This window comes from Streptomyces canus 299MFChir4.1 (assembly GCF_000383615.1).
GTDB lineage: Bacteria > Actinomycetota > Actinomycetes > Streptomycetales > Streptomycetaceae > Streptomyces > Streptomyces canus_C.
On record NZ_KB911594.1, the window covers coordinates 208797 to 224915 of the forward strand.

The 16119-nt window shown below is 70.6% G+C and carries 16 protein-coding genes; 9 read left to right on the plus strand and 7 right to left on the minus strand.

All coding sequences use genetic code 11. The features are described from left to right. Positions 1-75: 75 nt before the first annotated feature. From H293_RS0126770 to galU, 5 genes are all read right to left on the minus strand, one after another. Positions 76-714, minus strand: a complete 639-nt coding sequence (locus H293_RS0126770) for a GNAT family N-acetyltransferase (protein ID WP_007382660.1) — start codon at positions 712-714, stop codon at positions 76-78. Then, positions 711-1217, minus strand: coding sequence for a MogA/MoaB family molybdenum cofactor biosynthesis protein (locus H293_RS0126775; protein WP_020120919.1), 507 nt, complete (start codon positions 1215-1217; stop codon positions 711-713). Before H293_RS0126775 ends, H293_RS0126770 begins: the two co-directional genes overlap by 4 nt. After that, positions 1214-1693 (minus strand): cyclic pyranopterin monophosphate synthase MoaC, encoded by a 480-nt coding sequence (gene moaC, locus H293_RS0126780; protein ID WP_020120920.1) that lies wholly within the window; start codon positions 1691-1693, stop codon positions 1214-1216. The genes H293_RS0126775 and moaC overlap by 4 nt, the downstream gene beginning before the upstream one ends. 62 nt (positions 1694-1755) lie before the next feature. Further along, entirely contained in the window at positions 1756-3078 is a 1323-nt protein-coding gene (glp, locus tag H293_RS0126785) for a molybdotransferase-like divisome protein Glp (RefSeq protein WP_020120921.1), read from the minus strand. 4 nt (positions 3079-3082) lie between these two features. Further along, positions 3083-3985 (minus strand): UTP--glucose-1-phosphate uridylyltransferase GalU, encoded by a 903-nt coding sequence (gene galU / locus H293_RS0126790; RefSeq protein ID WP_020120922.1) that lies wholly within the window; start codon positions 3983-3985, stop codon positions 3083-3085. A 92-nt stretch (positions 3986-4077) separates the two neighbouring features. On the opposite strand from galU, the gene H293_RS0126795 reads away from it, so the two are divergent. Next, positions 4078-4704, plus strand: coding sequence for a 5-formyltetrahydrofolate cyclo-ligase (locus H293_RS0126795; RefSeq protein WP_028808228.1), 627 nt, complete (start codon positions 4078-4080; stop codon positions 4702-4704). A gap of 41 nt (positions 4705-4745) precedes the next feature. Here the strand turns inward: H293_RS0126795 and H293_RS0126800 are convergent, their stop codons facing one another. After that, a complete protein-coding gene (locus tag H293_RS0126800; protein ID WP_020120924.1) occupies positions 4746-7562 on the minus strand; it encodes a penicillin acylase family protein in 2817 nt (938 codons plus the stop codon). Between the two features lie 263 nt (positions 7563-7825). On the opposite strand from H293_RS0126800, the gene H293_RS0126805 reads away from it, so the two are divergent. The 6 genes from H293_RS0126805 to mscL all read left to right on the plus strand — a co-directional run bounded on the left by H293_RS0126805 (position 7826) and on the right by mscL (position 13506). Then, positions 7826-9361, plus strand: a complete 1536-nt coding sequence (locus tag H293_RS0126805; protein WP_028808229.1) for a potassium/proton antiporter — start codon at positions 7826-7828, stop codon at positions 9359-9361. Between the two features lie 198 nt (positions 9362-9559). After that, positions 9560-10828 carry an MFS transporter gene (locus H293_RS0126810; protein WP_020120926.1) on the plus strand — a complete coding sequence of 423 codons (1269 nt, stop codon included), beginning with the start codon at positions 9560-9562 and terminating at the stop codon, positions 10826-10828. 67 nt (positions 10829-10895) lie between these two features. Continuing rightward, the gene (locus H293_RS0126815) at positions 10896-11216 is read left to right on the plus strand and encodes an FmdB family zinc ribbon protein (protein WP_020120927.1); all 321 of its coding nucleotides are present in this window, start codon (positions 10896-10898) and stop codon (positions 11214-11216) included. 99 nt (positions 11217-11315) lie between these two features. Beyond that, positions 11316-12149, plus strand: coding sequence for an S-methyl-5'-thioadenosine phosphorylase (locus H293_RS0126820; protein WP_028808230.1), 834 nt, complete (start codon positions 11316-11318; stop codon positions 12147-12149). Positions 12150-12345: 196 nt separating this feature from the next. Beyond that, complete coding sequence (locus tag H293_RS0126825; RefSeq protein WP_028808231.1) at positions 12346-12894, plus strand: RcpC/CpaB family pilus assembly protein; 549 nt, start codon at positions 12346-12348, stop codon at positions 12892-12894. Positions 12895-13032: 138 nt separating this feature from the next. Beyond that, complete coding sequence (gene mscL / locus H293_RS0126830) at positions 13033-13506, plus strand: large conductance mechanosensitive channel protein MscL (protein WP_020120930.1); 474 nt, start codon at positions 13033-13035, stop codon at positions 13504-13506. A 7-nt stretch (positions 13507-13513) separates the two neighbouring features. Here the strand turns inward: mscL and H293_RS0126835 are convergent, their stop codons facing one another. Further along, positions 13514-13696, minus strand: coding sequence for a hypothetical protein (locus tag H293_RS0126835; protein WP_020120931.1), 183 nt, complete (start codon positions 13694-13696; stop codon positions 13514-13516). A gap of 137 nt (positions 13697-13833) precedes the next feature. Between H293_RS0126835 and H293_RS0126840 the strand changes: the two genes are divergently transcribed. Beyond that, on the plus strand, positions 13834-15054 hold the full coding sequence (locus H293_RS0126840) for a low temperature requirement protein A (RefSeq protein ID WP_020120932.1): 1221 nt from the start codon (positions 13834-13836) through the stop codon (positions 15052-15054). An 83-nt stretch (positions 15055-15137) separates the two neighbouring features. Further along, a partial coding sequence (locus tag H293_RS0126845; RefSeq protein WP_033415704.1) for a P1 family peptidase occupies positions 15138-16119 on the plus strand: 982 nt, incomplete at its 3' end.

Here is a 16119-nt window from a genome sequence, read left to right on the forward strand (position 1 = left end):
GCCCTGAGACGGTCATGCACCGATCATTTTCGAACACTTATTCAATTTCTGTGTTTCCCGGGGTCCGCCGGACCGCTATGCGGGATTGTCGTGCGGCGTACTGCGGGAGCGTGCCCGCTGCCAGCGCCTGAGCAACCCTTCGGGCACCTCTTCCGCGGTGAGCGCGAACACGAGATGGTCCCGCCAGGCCCCGTCGATGTGGAGATAGCGCGGCCGCAGCCCCTCCTCGCGGAATCCGAGTTTCTCCACGACCCGTCGGCTGGGGACGTTCTCGGGCCGAATGCAGACCTCGATGCGGTGCAGACCAACGGTGCGGAAACAGTGGTCCACGACAAGCGCCACGGCGGTCGGCATCACCCCGCGCCCGGCCACCGACTGGTCCACCCAGTAACCGACGTGCCCCGAGCACATCGACCCCCAGGTGATCCCGGCGACCGTCAACTGCCCGACCAGCTGGCCCCGGTACTCGATGACGAACGGCAGCATCCGCCCCGCGTTCGCCTCGGACCTCAGGTGCCGGACCATCTGGCGGTAGGTCGGCCGGTGCGCGATCGGGCCGCTCGGGGTGGGCGGCGGGATGGTCGCCTCCCAGGGGCGCAGCCAGTCCCGGTTGCGCCGGTTCACCTCGCGCCAGACCCGCTGGTCGCGCATCTTTATCGGCCTCAGGACGACATCGCCGTCCGCCAGTACGGCGGGCCAGGACGGGCTGTTCAGCTCGCACCCCCACTGCCGGCGCCGGGTCTTTGGTGGTCGCCGCCGCGGATCTGGTCGACGGCGTGGATCAACAGGGACTCCAGGACGGCCAGTCCGTCCTTCACCCCGCCACTGGAACCCGGCAGGTTGACGATCAGCGTGTGTCCCGCCACCCCGGCCAGGCCCCGGGAGAGCGCGGCGGTCGGCACCTTCTCGCGTCCGAACGCCCGGATGGCCTCCGCGATGCCCGGGACCTCGTACTCGATCACCTCGCGGGTCGCCTCGGGGGTGCGGTCGGTGGGCGAGATGCCGGTGCCGCCGGTGGTGACGACGACGTCGTAGCCGGCGGCGACGCCCGCACGCAGGGCGTCGCGGACCGGGTCGCCGTCCGGGACGACCTGCGGTCCCTCGACGGTGAAGCCGAAACCGCCCAGTCCCTCGGCGATCAGCGGGCCGCCCTTGTCCTCGTAGACCCCGGCGGCGGCCCGGTTGGAGGCGGTGATCACAAGAGCGCGATACGTCATGTCCGGCTCCAGTCGCCCGACTTGCCGCCCGTCTTCTCCTCGACCCGTACGTCCGTGATGACCGCTCCCTTGTCGACCGCCTTGACCATGTCGATCACGGTGAGCGCGGCGACGGAGACCGCGGTGAGGGCTTCCATCTCGACGCCCGTGCGGTCCGTCGTCCTCACGGTGGCCAGGATCTCCACGGCGTCGTCCGCGACCGACAGATCCAGTGTCACACCGGACACCGACAACGGGTGGCACAGCGGAATCAGGTCGGGGGTGCGCTTGGCGCCCATGATGCCCGCGATCCGCGCGGTGGCCAGGGCGTCGCCCTTGGGGACGCCCTCCCCGCGCAGCAGCTCGATCACCCGGGGCGATACGAGGACGCGTCCACTCGCGCGCGCGGTGCGCGCGGTGACGTCCTTGCCGGAGACATCGACCATGCGGGCGGCCCCCGCTTCGTCGATGTGTGTCAGTCGGTCCTGCGTACTCATGGTTGTGCGGCGCTCCCGGTCCGGCCTGTTGTGCGCGACACGGTACCGCCAACCAGGGGTGCTCAGCCGAGCAGGACCACTTCGACCTCGGTACCGGGCTCGACGGACTCCACGTCCTCCGGTACGACGATCAGCGCGTCCGCCTGCGCGAGGGCGGCCACCAGGTGGGAGCCGGCGCCGCCGACCGGGCTGACCGAGCCGTCGGTGTACGTACCGCGCAGGAACTGCCGGCGGCCCTTGGGCGAGGTCAGCGCCTTCTTCGCGGTCAGGGTGGCCCTGGTCCGCGGCCGGTGGACGTCGTCGAGGCCCATGAGGGTGCGGATCGCGGGGCGGACGAACAGTTCGAAGGAGACGTACGACGACACCGGGTTGCCGGGCAGGGCGAGCAGCGGGGTGTGGTCGGGGCCGATGGTGCCGAAGCCCTGGGGCTTGCCGGGCTGCATGGCGAGCTTGCGGAAGTCGACGCCGCTGCCGGGCTCGTCCTCGTCACCGACGGAGGACAGGGCCTCCTTGACGACGTCGTACGCCCCGACGCTGACCCCGCCCGTGGTGACCACGAGGTCGGCGCGGACGAGCTGGTCCTCGATGGTGGAGCGCAGGGTCTCGGCGTCGTCGGCGACGGCGCCCACCCGGTAGGCGATGGCGCCGGCGTCCCGGGCGGCCGCGGTGAGGGCGAAGCTGTTGGAGTCGTAGATCTGGCCGGTGCCGAGGCTCTCATCGGGCTGGACGAGTTCGCTGCCGGTGGACATGACGACCACGCGCGGGCGCGGACGTACGCGGATGGTGCCGCGGCCGATGGCGGCGAGCAGGGCGATCTGCGGAGGGCCGAGGACGGTGCCGGCGTCCAGGGCGCGGTCGCCGGCCCGGACGTCGCTGCCCTGGGCGCGCACGTGCGCGCGTGCCTCGGCGGGCCGGTACACGTGAACGTGGCCCTCGGCGCCCTCGGGGGCGAGACTGCGGGCGCGCATTCCGCTGACCGGGCCCTCGCCGAGGCCTCCGTCGGTCCATTCGACGGGGACGACGGTCTCGGCGCCGGGCGGCAGCGGGGCGCCGGTCATGATGCGGGCGGCCTGCCCGGGGCCGACGTGCAGCAGCTCGGCCTGGCCTGCCGCCACGTCCCCGACGACGTCGAGGACGGCCGGGAACTCCTCGCTCGCGCCCGCCACGTCCGCGACCCGTACCGCGTACCCGTCCATGGAGCTGTTGTCGAACGGGGGCAGGGACACCGGGACCGTGACGTCCTCGACCAGGACGCAGCCCTGGGCGTCGAGCAGTTGCAGCTCGATGGGTTCGAGGGGCCGGACGGTCGCGAGGATGTCCTCCAGGTGTCCGTCCACCGACCAGAGGTGGTCCTGGTCGGCGGGGCGGGGCGCGGCGCTGCTCAAGTGCCTACATCTCCTCGGCTACGTAACTGCGAAGCCAGGTCCGGAAGTCCGGGCCCAGGTCTTCACGTTCGCATGCGAGTCTGACAATGGCACGCAGATAGTCGCCGCGGTCGCCGGTGTCATAGCGGCGGCCCTTGAAGACGACGCCGTGCACGGGGCCGCCGACCTTCTCGTCCTGTGCGAGCTGCTGGAGGGCGTCGGTGAGCTGGATCTCGTTGCCCCGGCCCGGCTCGGTCTTGCGGAGTACGTCGAAGATGCGCGGGTCGAGGACGTAGCGGCCGATGACCGCGTAGTTCGACGGGGCGTCGGCGGCGTCCGGCTTCTCGACGAGGCCGCTGACCCTGACGACGTCGCCGTCCTCGGTCTCCTCGACGACGGCACAGCCGTAGAGGTGGATCTGCTCGGGCGCGACCTCCATGAGCGCGATGACGCTGCCGCCGTGCTGCTCCTGGACCTCGATCATCCGCTTGAGCAGGGGATCGCGGGCGTCGATCAGGTCGTCACCGAGGAGGACGGCGAAGGGCTCGTGGCCCACGTGGGGGGCCGCGCACAGGACCGCGTGGCCGAGGCCGCGGGGGTCGCCCTGGCGCACGTAGTGCATGGTGGCGAGGTCGCTGGACTCCTGGACCTTGGCGAGCCGACTCGCATCGCCCTTCTTCTGGAGGGCGGACTCGAGCTCGTAGTTGCGGTCGAAGTGGTCCTCCAGGGGGCGCTTGTTGCGTCCCGTGATCATGAGGACGTCGTCGAGGCCCGCCGAGACGGCCTCCTCGACCACGTACTGGATCGCCGGCTTGTCGACCACCGGCAGCATCTCCTTGGGAGTGGCCTTGGTGGCCGGCAGGAAGCGGGTGCCGAGCCCTGCTGCCGGAATGACAGCCTTGCTGATCCGAGGGTGCGACTGAGTCATGTCCGCACCCTATCCGGTGCCTTTGCGTGGAATCTGGGGCTCCGGTTAATAAGCTCTTATATGAGCGTATTGAAAGGGTACGGGTGCAGACTTTGAGTCATGTCGGACGTCCCGCCGAGCCTGACAAGCGAACGTTGCGTCGAGCGTACCTGGCGGTGAGGAACAGGTTGACGGCCGATGACGTGCGGGAAGCCGCTTCCGCGCTGGCCGGCCGGGCCCTTGGGCTGCCCGAGCTGGCGCGTGCGCGCACGGTGGCGGCGTACGTCTCCGTGGGGAGCGAGCCCGGCACGCTCGCGCTCCTGGACGCGCTGCGCGAGCGGGGCGTGCGGGTCCTGCTCCCGGCGCTGCTGCCGGACAACGACCTGGACTGGGGCGCCTACACCGGCGAGGGCTCTCTCGCGCGCGTCCAACACGGCGGAAAGATGTCCCTCTTCGAGCCCTCCGGCGAGCGTCTGGGCCCGGACGCCGTGACCGGTGCCGACGTGGTGCTGCTGCCCGGCCTCGCGGTGGACGGGCGCGGGATGCGCCTGGGGCGCGGCGGGGGGTCGTACGACCGAGTGCTCGCGCGCCTGGAGCGCGCGGGCGCACGACCGGCGCTGGTGGTGCTCCTGTACGACTCCGAGGTCGTCGCGCATGTCCCGGAGGAGACCCACGACCGCCCGGTGCACGCGGTGGTGACGCCGGCGGGCGTGCGCCGCTTCCAGGACCCGGAATGGTGAAGGGCCCCTCCACGCGCGCGTGGAGGGGCCCTTCACCGGCCTTACGGCTTCAGCACCAGGCTGTCGGTCGTGCTCTTGTCGACGGCGTCGTCCGAGAAGGACCAGTCCAGCAGCTCGCCCTTGACCCACTTGCCGGTCTGGTCGGTGTAGTGCGCGCTGTAGGCGTGCCCGGAGGCGCCGGTGAGGTTGATCCACTTCGACTTGTCGAGGTCGCCGAGGTTGACCACCATGCGCATCGACGGGACCCAGACGACGCCGTAGCCGCCTGCGGCGTTCCAGCCGGTCGCGTTGACCGTCGCCTCGCCGCCGCTGAGCTTCCAGGGGCCGCGGTTGAGCATGTACTGGAGGAAGCCGGGGCCCTCGATGCCCAGCGTCTGGTTCTTCAGGAACAGGCGGTGCAGCCGGCCCCAGCTCCAGGTGTCGATGTCCTTGCCGAGCTTGGCGGTCAGCTCCCAGCGGGCGTCGATCATGGCGCGCTTGAAGAGCTCGTCGCGGTTGGTGGCCGCGGGGCGGTCACCGACGCCCTTGGGGGTCTTCCACCAGTCGCTGTTCTCGTCGTCCATGAGCTTGCGCACGACCTCGAACCAGCGGTCGCCGCCGTCGGGCTGCGCCTGGTCGGCGTCGCGCTGACCGCACTCGCGGACCTTGTCCGCCTCGTCCGCCGGCCCGATGGTGTTGACCGGGTTCACCCACAGGCACTGGCCCTTGACCCGCAGCTCCTTGGGCAGCTTGTTGCCGAAGGCGAGCTTGAGGATGTTGCGCCACACGGCGTTGAAGTAGGCGGCCGCGGCCGAGTCGGCGTCCTGGGTGTAGTCCCAGCCCTCCAGGAGCTCCTGCGCCTGACGGACGTCCTTGTCCTCGACGTCGATCTTCAGCAGCTTGGGCACCAGCAGCTTGGCGATCTCGCTGCTGTTGTCGAGCTGCATCTGGCGCATGTCGTCGGTGGAGATCTTTCCGCCGCCCTTGATCTTCTGCTCGATCAGGTCGGTGATGCGCTGGCTGCGGGTGCCGTAGCCCCAGTCCGTGGTGAGCGTGTAGGGGTACTTGTCCTTGTCGACCACGGCCTGGTTGGCGGTGACGATGTAGCCGCGCTCCGGGTTGTACTCGTAGGGCAGCTCGTCCTGCTCGATGTACTTGCCGGTCCAGGCGTACTTGGGGTCCCAGCCCGGGGCCGGGATGGCGCCGGTGTCGCCCTTGGCGCGGATCGGGATGCGGCCGGGCAGCGTATAGCCGATGTTCTCGGAGTCGGCGTACACGAGATTCTGCGAGGGCACGTCGAACAGGGCCGCCGCCTCGCGGAACTCGCTCCAGTCCGACGCCTTGTCCATCGCGAACACTGCGTCCATGGAGGTGCCGGGGTCGAGCGCGGTCCAGCGCAGGGCGACGCCGTAGCCGTCGCCGCGGTCGGGGGCCGCGTTGTCGACGGTGGCCTTCTTGCCGACCTTCACCAGTTCGTTGTAGCGGTCGGAGAGCAGCGGGCCGTTGTTCGTCTCACGGACGACGATCTTCTTGGACGTGCCGCCGGCGACCTTGATGGTCTCCTCGCGCGTGGTGAAGGGCTTGGTCGTGCCGTCGTAGAGGTAGCCGTCGCCGGAGAGCTTCTCCAGGTAGAGGTCGGTGACGTCGACCCCGGAGTTCGTCATGCCCCAGGCGATCTTCGCGTTGTGGCCGATGACCACGCCGGGCATGCCCGCGAAGGTGTAGCCGGAGACGTCGTACTGGCACTTGCTGGAGACGGTCCGGCAGTGCAGGCCCATCTGGTACCAGACGGACGGCAGCGCGGCGGAGAGGTGCGGGTCGTTGGCGAGCAGGGGCTTGCCGGTGATGGTGTGCGAGCCCGCGACGACCCAGGAGTTGGAGCCGATGCCCTGGCCGTTGACGCCGACGGCGGTGGGAACGTCGTCCAGGACGTTGTAGAGGCCCGAGAGCTGGCTCTGCAGGGCCGAGGCGGTCGAGGCCGACGTGCCCGTCGCGGTGCCGCTCGTGGACGTTCCGGTGCCGCTCGTGGAGGTGCCGGTGCCGCCGGAGGAGGTGCCGGTGCCGGACAGGCCGTTCTCCTGCGAGCTGCCGTTCTGCTCGAAGGTCTGGGTCAGTTCGTTGTACTGGCCCTCCTGCACGATCGCCTGGTTGCGGCTGTACGGGTACTCCGGGTACAGGTCGGCGATCTGCTTCGGGCCGAGGCGGCTGGTCATCAGGGCGCGGTCGATCTCGTCCTGCATGTTGCCGCGCAGGTCCCAGGCCATCGCCTTCAGCCACGCCACCGAGTCGACCGGGGTCCACTTCTCGGGCTTGTAGTCGTTCTTGAAGCCGAGCGCCGCGTACTCCAGGGAGATCGCCTCGCCGCTCTTGCCCTGCAGGTAGGCGTTGACTCCCTTGGCGTAGGCCTGGAGATACTTCTTGGTGGAGGCCGACAGCTTGGTGTCGTACTCCTTCTTCGCCACCCGGTCCCAGCCCAGCGTGCGCAGGAACTCGTCGTCGTCGACCTGGCCCTTGCCGAACATCTCCGACAGGCGCCCGGAGGTCATGTGCCGGCGTACGTCCATCTCGTAGAACCGGTCCTGCGCCTGGACGTAGCCCTGGGCCATGAACAGGTCCGCGTCGGAGGAGGCGTAGATCTGCGGGATGCCGTAATTGTCGCGCTTGACGTCCACGGGGCCCGACAGGCCCTCGAGTTCGATCGAGCCCTTGGTCTGCGGGAAGGAGGCGCGGACGGTGCTCACCGACCAGTACCCGCCGTAGGCGACAGCGCCGACGAGGGCCAGTACGAGCACGAGAACGATCAGGCGGGCTCTGCGCCCCTTCTTCCTGCCGGACTTGCCGGGCTGCTGACCCGATGAGGCGGTGGTGGTGGGGGGCATCGCTGTCCTTGCTGTCCTAACGCGAGCGGCAGGGCGGGCTGTGCTTTTGACGGGGAGCCTGTGACGCAGGCTCTGCGCGCTGGAGCAACCATAGGCGCAGGGCTCAGGCGGACTTGACGCGGAGTAGGGAACGAACGCGGACGAGCGTTCGATCTCGCCTCGCGGAGCGTCAAGAAATCGTCAAGAGTTAGGTAAGGTAACGAAGTACTTGGATGTGGAGCCTCACCGCTTCGTGTCCTATGTACGTGACTCACGCGCGCGTGATGCGGGTGAGCCAGGGAAGGGAACGGCCGCTGACTGTCCACCATCTCAACCAGCTCCTGCTCGTCTGCTCGCTCGTCCTGCTCGTCGCCGTGGCCGCGGTCCGGATCTCCTCGCGCAGCGGGCTCCCCAGCCTGCTCGTGTACCTGGGGATCGGCATCGCCATGGGCCAGGACGGCATCGGCGACATCCACTTCGACAACGCCGAGCTGACCCAGGTCATCGGGTACGCGGCCCTGGTCGTGATCCTGGCCGAGGGCGGGCTCGGCACGAAGTGGAAGGAGATCAAGCCGGCCCTGCCGGCCGCCACCGCGCTGGCGCTGGTCGGGGTCGCGGTGAGCGTCGGGGTCACGGCGACGGCCGCGCACTACCTGATCGGGCTGGAATGGCGCCAGGCGCTCATCATCGGCGCGGTCGTCTCCTCGACGGACGCGGCGGCGGTCTTCTCGGTGCTGCGCAAGATCCCCCTGCCCGCGCGCGTGACGGGCACGCTGGAGGCCGAGTCGGGCTTCAACGACGCCCCGGTGGTCATCCTGGTGGTCGCCTTCTCCCAGACCGGCCCGGTCGAGCACTGGTACACGCTGATCGCCGAGATAACCCTTGAACTGGCCATCGGCGCCGCCCTGGGCATCGCGGTGGGCTGGCTGGGCTCCTGGGGCCTCAGGCACGTCGCCCTGCCCGCCTCCGGCCTCTATCCGATCGCGGTCATGGCGATCGCCGTCACGGCGTACGCGGCGGGCGCGCTGGCGCACGGCAGTGGGTTCCTCGCCGTCTATCTGGCCTCCATGGTGATGGGCAACGCCAAACTGCCGCACTGGCCCGCCACCCGCGGTTTCGCCGACGGGCTCGGCTGGATCGCCCAGATCGGCATGTTCGTCCTGCTCGGCCTGCTGGTCACCCCGCACGAGCTGGGCGACGACGTCCTGCCCGGGCTCGTCATAGGGCTGGTGCTGACCATGGTGGCGCGGCCGCTGAGCGTCTTCCTGTGCCTGACGCCGTTCCGGGTGCCGTGGCAGGAGCAGGCGCTCATGTCCTGGGCCGGACTGCGGGGCGCCGTGCCCATCATCCTGGCGACGATCCCCATGGTGAGCGGCATCGAGGGCAGTCGCCGCGTCTTCAACATCGTCTTCGTCCTGGTCGTCGTCTACACCCTCGTCCAGGGTCCGACGCTGCCCTGGCTGGCGCGCAAGCTGCGCCTGGGCGGCGACTCCGACGCCGCCGACCTCGGCATCGAGTCGGCGCCCCTGGAGCGGCTGCGCGGGCACCTGCTGTCCGTCGCGATCCCTGAGGGGTCCCGGATGCACGGCGTCGAGGTCAACGAGCTGCGGCTGCCGGCCGGGGCCGCGGTCACCCTCGTCGTCCGCGATGGAAAATCGTTCGTTCCGCTGCCCACGACCGTGCTGCGGCGCGGGGACGAACTGCTCGTCGTCACCACCGACCCGGTCCGTGACGCCGCCGAGCGGCGGCTGCGCGCGGTGGGCCACGGCGGCAAGCTGGCCGACTGGCTGGGCACGGGCGGCGCCGACGGCGCACGTTAAGGGTGTGTTACGCGCCCCCTGTACGATGGGCGCTGACCCCTGATCGAACCAACTCTGCCTGACGCAGAGCTGGCGCGACCGTATGGCGGCCGAGACATCCCTGAGAGTGGTCTTCGGCATCTACCGCAGTCCGCGCAAGAGGACAGCTCTCGGCGCCCCCGCACAGGCGCGCTACCAGGCGGCAGAAAGGCACGGGCCGTGGCATCCACGGTCACCTCCTCCCGCCCGGGATACGGACAGCTGCTGCGCACCCGCGGCGCCTGGACGTTCCTGCTCCCCGGCTTCGCGGCACGCCAGCCGTTCGCGATGCTCACCCTCTCCCTCGTGCTGCTCGTGCAGCACACCACCGGCTCGTACGGCGCGGCGGGCTCCGTCGCGGCCGTCACCGGTGTCTCCATGGCGGTGTTCGCGCCCTACAGCGGCCGTCTCGCGGACCGCTTCGGGCAGCGCGCCGTGCTGATCCCCGGGGTCCTCGCGCACACCCTGGCGGGCCTGTCCCTGACGGCCCTCGCCCTCACCCACGCGCCCCTGTGGGCGCTGTTCGTCGCGGCCGTGCCCACCGGCGCCTCGGTGCCGCAGATCGGGCCCATGGTGCGCGCCCGCTGGGGCGTCAAGCTCCAGGACTCCCCCCTGATGACGACGGCGGCCGCCTTCGAGTCCGTCACGGACGAGCTGACCTTCGTCTTCGGCCCGCTGCTGGCCACCGCCCTGTGCACCGCCGTCCACCCCGCCGCGGGACTGCTGACGGAGGCGTCGCTGACGCTGCTGGGCGGTTTGCTGTTCGCCGCGCAGAAGAGCACCCAGCCGACGGTCGCCGCGGCCTGCGGGCACGCACGCGTGGAGCACACCTCGGCGCTGCGCGTCCCAGCAGTGCGCATCCTGATCGTGATCTTCCTGGGCATCGGTTCCGTCTTCGGCGGCATGCAGGTCTCCCTGGCCGCGTTCAGCGAGTCGATCGGCGAGCCCGGCCTGAACGGTGTCCTGTACGGCGTCTTCGCCGCGGGCAACATGCTCTCCGGCCTGGTCTGCGGGGCCATCGCCTGGAAGGCGGCCCCCCAGCGACGCCTGGTCGTCGGCTACGGCGCCCTCGCGCTGACGGCCTCCGGCTTGTGGGCCGCGCACTCGGTGCTCGTCCTGGCCGGCCTCGGCCTGCTGGTCGGCATATGCATCGCGCCCACCCTGATCACCGGCTACACCCTGGTCGAGAACCTGGTCCCGGCCGGCGCCCGCACCGAGGCCTTCACCTGGCTGACCGGAGCGGTGGCGCTCGGCCAGGCGGCCGCCGTCACGATCGCCGGGCAACTGGAGGACCGCTTCTGGGGCGGCGCCGGGTTCCTGGTGCCGATGGGCGGCACCCTGCTCGCCCTGGCGACCCTCGTGGCGCTGCGTTCCCGCCTCGCGACGCGGCCTCGCGGCCGGACCGTCGCGCGTGGCGTCGGTCACCGAGTGCCGGTGGCAGTGGACTGATTCTCAGGAATACGTCACTATGGACCATCGTTAGCACTCATTGAGTGAGAGTGCCAGGAGGAAGACAGTGCCCACCTATCAGTACCAGTGCACCGAGTGCGGCGAGGGCCTCGAGGCGGTGCAGAAGTTCACCGACGACGCTCTGACCGAGTGCCCCAACTGCCAGGGTCGCCTCAAGAAGGTGTTCTCCGCGGTCGGCATCGTCTTCAAGGGCTCCGGCTTCTACCGCAACGACAGCCGCGGCTCCTCGTCGAGCAGCTCGCCGGCGTCGTCGTCCTCGAAGCCGTCGACGTCCACCTCGTCGTCCGAGTCGAAGTCGTCCTCCTCGGACACGAAGTCGTCGAGCTCGGGCACCTCGTCCTCGTCCAGCAGCAGCTCCGCCGCGTAGGTCTCACTTCCGGAACCCTGTCGTCGTTAGGACGGCGGGGTTCTCGGTGTTTCCGGAGCCGGTCGCCGCGAGTTTTCGGGGCCGGATACTGTGCTGGTCATGGCGAACGCAGAGATCGGCGTAATCGGCGGTTCGGGCTTCTACTCGTTCCTGGAGGACGTGACCGAGGTCCAGGTGGACACCCCCTACGGCCCGCCCAGCGACTCCCTCTTCCTCGGCGAGGTCGCCGGCCGGCGGGTCGCGTTCCTGCCCCGGCACGGACGCGGCCACCATCTGCCGCCCCACCGGATCAACTACCGGGCCAATCTGTGGGCGCTCCGGTCGGTGGGGGCACGGCAGGTCCTCGGGCCGTGTGCCGTGGGCGGCCTGCGCGCCGAGTACGGCCCGGGCACGCTGCTCGTGCCGGACCAGCTGGTCGACCGCACGAAGTCCCGGTCGGGGACGTACTTCGACGGGCTGCCGCTGCCGGACGGCGCCGTGCCGAACGTCGTGCACGTGTCCCTGGCCGACCCCTACTGCCCCGTCGGGCGGGCGGCCGCGCTGAAGGCGGCCCGCGGGCGGGACTGGGAGGCGGTGGACGGCGGCACGCTGGTCGTGATCGAGGGGCCGCGCTTCTCGACCCGCGCCGAGTCGGTGTGGCACCAGGCGCAGGGCTGGTCGGTGGTGGGCATGACCGGCCACCCCGAGGCGGCCCTCGCCCGTGAACTGGAGCTCTGCTACACGTCGTTGACCCTGGTCACGGACCTCGACGCGGGTGCCGAGACCGGTGAGGGCGTCTCGCACGACGAGGTACTGCGAGTGTTCGCGGCGAACGTGGACCGGCTGCGGGGTGTCCTGTTCGACGCGGTGGCGGCGCTGCCTTCGGACGAGGAGCGGGACTGTCTGTGCGTGAACGCGCTGGGCGGGATGGATCCGGGGTTCGAACTGCCGTAACAGGGACGGAAGTTATCGACGGATTCTCGGCGGGTTCTTGACGGGTTCTCGACGCCGGCTCTCGTCGACGGAAGTTCTCGTTCCGGTGAGGGAGTTTTCCACAACCGGGCGGTAGTCCACCGGCCTCGGCGGGATGCGGCGCGAAGCCTCATCGTTGGCAGCGCAAGCCGATGTCTCGTCGCCGGTGGTGGTCCTCATGTCCTTCGCTCCGTCCCCCTCTCCCCTCGTTCCGTGCCCGCCCGGCACCGACGCTCCCCCGACCTGCGAGGTCCCGCACTTCGCCCCGGTGCGGGTGCGCGGCGGGCGTCAGCTGCGACGGTTCGTACGGCACCGGAGGCGTGCCGTGGCCCTCGGGCTCGCCGTCACCGCGGCCGCGCTGGTGGCGGCGGGCCCGGGGGGCGAGGACGGAGCACGGGGGCATCCGGCCACGGCGTCCGTGCGCGAGCACCGGGCCGTGCGGACGGTGTCGGCGCCGGTACGGATCGCCGACGCCGCGACGGTCCGGCTGCTGCGGCCCGGGGACCGGGTCGACGTCATCGCGGCCGAGGAGTCGGCACTGGGCGGGGACGCCCGGGTGGTCGCGCGCGGGGCGCGGGTGACGAAGGTGCCGGAGCCCCTGGACGGGGCGACCGAGGGCGGGGCGGCAGAGGGCGGGGCCCTGGTCGTTCTCTCGGTGCCGCGGTCGACGGCGGCACGCCTCGCGGGCGCGAGCGCGACGGCCCGGCTGGCGGTGACGTTGTGTTGAGCGGTGCGGCCTCTGTGTGGTGGAGGTTTGCGTCAAGTCGCCCTTTCGAGCTACCCCATTGGACAGGGTCACCTCGCGTTGACGTAGGTTGCGGAGCTGTTTGTTCCACAACCTGCGCGTGCGAGAAGAGGCCTCTGGGTGAGCGAGAAGAAGCCGAGCGTCTGGGAGGGCTTCAAGGCCTTCCTGATGCGCGGGAACGTCGTCGATCTGGCAGTCGCGGTGGTCATCGGCGCCGCCTTCACCAACATCGTCAACTCGGTGGTGAAGGGGATCATCAACCCGCTGGTCGGGGCCATCGGCACCAAGAACCTCGACAGCTACAGCTCGTGCCTCCGGGACCCCTGCAAGGTCACGGCGGACGGCACCGTGGTGAGCGGCATCCCGATCAGGTGGGGCTCCGTTCTCGGCGCCACGCTCACCTTCGTGATCACCGCGGCCGTCGTCTACTTCCTGATGGTCCTGCCGATGTCGAAGTACCTGGCGCGGATGGAGGCCCGCCGGAAGGCGAAGGAGGGCACGCACGAGATCATCGAGGTGACCGAGCTGGAGGTCCTCAAGGAGATCCGCGACGCCCTGGTCGCGCAGCGGGGCTCGGGGCACCGCGAACCGTAGCGGCGGCTCAGAGGTGGTGGGGCGGCTTCTCGTCGAGGAAGCGCTTCAGGTCGGCCGCGCTGTCGCTGTCGGTGCGCGGCCGGTCGCCCCAGCCACGGTCGGTGTCGTCCGCGGACTGCTGGTCCAGCGGATCGTCGAAGACCAGCGCGGGCTTCGGCTCGCGGGGCTCGGGGCGGGGGGCGCTACTCATGCACCCAGGGTACGGCTCTGCCGGGCGCGCACCGTGGGAGCGGCCACCCATCCCGGTCCCGGCCCGGCTTCCCGGTCCGCCGTCGCCGGTGACCGGTCCGCAAGCGTTTCCGATCGGTTTCTGCTGTGCTTGGCCCCATGACGTCCAGTCCGACGCGCAGTCCACTGCGCAGACTCACAGCCCGTGGCAGGGACGAGGCCCACAGGGTCGCCTCGCCGCTGGAGCTCTTCTTCGACCTGTGCTTCGTCGTGGCCATCGCCCAGGCGGGCGTGGGCCTGGTGCACGCGATCACCGAGGGGCACGCCGGCGAGGGGATCCTCAACTACGCGATGCTCTTCTTCGCCATCTGGTGGGCGTGGATGAACTTCACGTGGTTCGCCTCGGCGTACGACAACGACGACGCGCTCTACCGGGTCGTCACCCTGATCCAGATCGCCGGTGTCCTGGTGCTGGCGGCCGGGGTGTCCCGGGCGTTCGAGGACCACGAGTTCCTGGCCGTGTGGCTGGGCTATGTGATCATGCGGCTGGCGCTGATCGCGCAGTGGCTGCGGGTGGCGCGCTCGACGGAGGGCGCGGAGCGGACGATGGCCCTGCGGTACGTGTTCGGCGTGCTGCTGTGCCAGGTCGGCTGGCTGGGGCTGCTGCTCTTGCCGGAGGGCGGGCGGGCCTGGGTCTTCCTGGTGATGGCGGTGCTGGAGATGTGCGTGCCGCCCTTCGCCGAGAGGGACCATCCGACCTCGTGGCATCCGCACCACATCGCGGAGCGGTACGGGCTGTTCACGATCATCGTGCTCGGCGAGACCATCGCCGCCGCGACGGTCGCAGTGAAGACCGGCATCGACGAGCACGACGCGCTGGGCGAGCTGCTGCCGATCGCCGCGGGCGGACTGCTCATCATCTTCGCCGCCTGGTGGATCTACTTCGTGGTCCCCATCCACGGTCATCTGCGCTCCAACAAGCAGGCGTTCCTGTGGGGTTACGGCCACTACCTGGTGTTCGCCCCGGCCGCCGCGATCGGGGCGGGTCTGGAGGTGGCCGTGGAGCAGGCCGTCGGCAAGGCGCACATCTCGACCCTGGCCGCGTCGGCCGCGGTGACCCTGCCGACCTCGCTCTACCTGCTCACGGTCTGGCTCCTGCACTCGCGGTACTTCAAGGTGGGCATCGCCCAGCAACTGGTGCTGCCGGTCACGGCGTTGCTGGTGATCTGCTGCACCTTCCTGGGCGACTGGGCGGTGCTCGCGGCGGGCATCGTGGCGGCGCTGGCCGTGGTGACGGGGACGACTCTGACGTCGCGGACGGTGGCGCGAGAGCGTGGGGGGTCGGATCGGGAGCGTGGGGGGTCGGTTCGGGCGGGGTGATCGATCGCGTCATCGCATGCCGTGTGACCGTGTGACCGTGTGACTTCGGTGGGTCCAGGTGGTGCCTGGACGAAACTGGTCCCATGACAGTTGACGCTCTGACGGATGTGGCCGGTGTGCGCGTGGGGCATGCGACGCGCACCGGCGGCGGTTGGCTCACCGGCACCACCGTCGTGCTCGCCCCGGAGGGCGGGGCCGTCGCCGCGGTGGACGTGCGCGGCGGAGGTCCCGGCACCAAGGAGACCGACGCGCTCGACCCGCGCAACCTGGTGCAGAAGGTCGAGGCGATCGTGCTGACCGGGGGTAGCGCGTACGGGCTGGACGCGGCCTCCGGGGTGATGGACTGGCTGGAGGAGCGGGGGCGGGGCGTGCGGGTCGGGCCGGATCCCTCGCATGTCGTACCGGTCGTGCCCGCCGCCTGTGTCTTCGATCTCGGTCGGGGCGGCGACTTCCGGGCCCGGCCGGACGCGGCGACGGGGCGGGCCGCCGTCGAGGCCGCCGCGGCGAGTGCGGTGGGTTCGGCGGTGCCGGAAGGGTGTGTGGGGGCCGGGACAGGGGCCGTGGTCGGGGCGATGAAGGGTGGTGTGGGGACGGCGAGTGCCGTGCTGCCTTCGGGGATCACCGTGGCGGCGCTGGTGGTGGCCAACGCGGCGGGGGCGGTGACTGATCCGGAGACGGGGGTTCTGTACGGGGAGTTGTTCCAGGGGCGGGTGCGGTATCCGGAGGAGCGGGTGCATGGGGCCGCGTGCAGGCGGCTCGCCGAGACCGCGGCGAGGAACTCTGCGCCTCCGCTGAACACCACGCTCGCGGTGGTGGCCACCGATGCGGAGCTGTCGAAGGCCCAGGCCCAGAAGGTCGCGGGGACCGCGCACGACGGCATCGCGCGTGCCGTGCGGCCGGTGCATCTGCTGCACGACGGCGACACGGTGTTCGCTCTGGCCACGGGGGCGCGGGCGCTCGACGCCGGGGATCCGCTCGCGCTCAACTCCGTGCTCGCGGCGGGGGCGGATGTGGTGACTCGGGCGATCGTGCGGGCGGTGTGGGCGGCGAAGTCGGTGGAGGGGG

Excerpts from the sequence above, each read along its gene's own strand:
- galU (WP_020120922.1), bottom strand. The coding sequence starts at position 3,985 with ATGACTCAGTCGCACCCTCGGATCAGCAAGGCTGTCATTCCGGCAGCA.
- moaC (WP_020120920.1), bottom strand. The coding sequence starts at position 1,693 with ATGAGTACGCAGGACCGACTGACACACATCGACGAAGCGGGGGCCGCC.
- H293_RS0126840 (WP_020120932.1), top strand. The coding sequence starts at position 13,834 with ATGACGTCCAGTCCGACGCGCAGTCCACTGCGCAGACTCACAGCCCGT.
- H293_RS0126820 (WP_028808230.1), top strand. The coding sequence starts at position 11,316 with ATGGCGAACGCAGAGATCGGCGTAATCGGCGGTTCGGGCTTCTACTCG.
- H293_RS0126825 (WP_028808231.1), top strand. The coding sequence starts at position 12,346 with ATGTCCTTCGCTCCGTCCCCCTCTCCCCTCGTTCCGTGCCCGCCCGGC.
- H293_RS0126775 (WP_020120919.1), bottom strand. The coding sequence starts at position 1,217 with ATGACGTATCGCGCTCTTGTGATCACCGCCTCCAACCGGGCCGCCGCC.
- H293_RS0126800 (WP_020120924.1), bottom strand. The coding sequence starts at position 7,562 with ATGCCCCCCACCACCACCGCCTCATCGGGTCAGCAGCCCGGCAAGTCC.
- H293_RS0126805 (WP_028808229.1), top strand. The coding sequence starts at position 7,826 with ATGCGGGTGAGCCAGGGAAGGGAACGGCCGCTGACTGTCCACCATCTC.
- H293_RS0126835 (WP_020120931.1), bottom strand. The coding sequence starts at position 13,696 with ATGAGTAGCGCCCCCCGCCCCGAGCCCCGCGAGCCGAAGCCCGCGCTG.